A 506-nucleotide genomic window follows, 5' to 3' on the forward strand; every position below is an offset into this window, starting at 1 on the left:
TACCTGTGTCGGTTTGCGGTACGGGCACCTAATCCTGACTAGAGGCTTTTCTTGGCAGTGTGAGATCATGACCTTCGGTACTATAAATTTTCCCTCCCCATCACAGCCCAGCCTTATCGATGTGCGGATTTGCCTACACATCAGCCTAACTGCTTGGACGTGCACAACCAATCGCACGCTTCTTCTATCCTTCTGCGTCCCCCCATTGCTCAAACGGTAAAGAGGTGGTACAGGAATATCAACCTGTTGTCCATCGCCTACGCCTTTCGGCCTCGGCTTAGGTCCCGACTAACCCTGAGCGGACGAGCCTTCCTCAGGAAACCTTAGGCATTCGGTGGACGGGATTCTCACCCGTCTTTCGCTACTCATACCGGCATTCTCACTTCTAAGCGCTCCACCAGTCCTTACGGTCTGACTTCACTGCCCTTAGAACGCTCCCCTACCACTGATACCATTGGTATCAATCCGCAGCTTCGGTGGTGTATTTAGCCCCGGTACATTTTCGG

1 rRNA gene is annotated in these 506 nt (G+C 52.8%); it reads right to left on the bottom strand.

Annotated features, from left to right (window positions below):
• Positions 1-506, bottom strand: a 23S ribosomal RNA gene (locus ABE099_RS20720); the annotation flags it as partial.

Origin of the sequence: Paenibacillus turicensis (assembly GCF_050461185.1) — a bacterium.
Classification (GTDB): Bacteria; Bacillota; Bacilli; order Paenibacillales; family Paenibacillaceae; genus Fontibacillus; species Fontibacillus turicensis_A.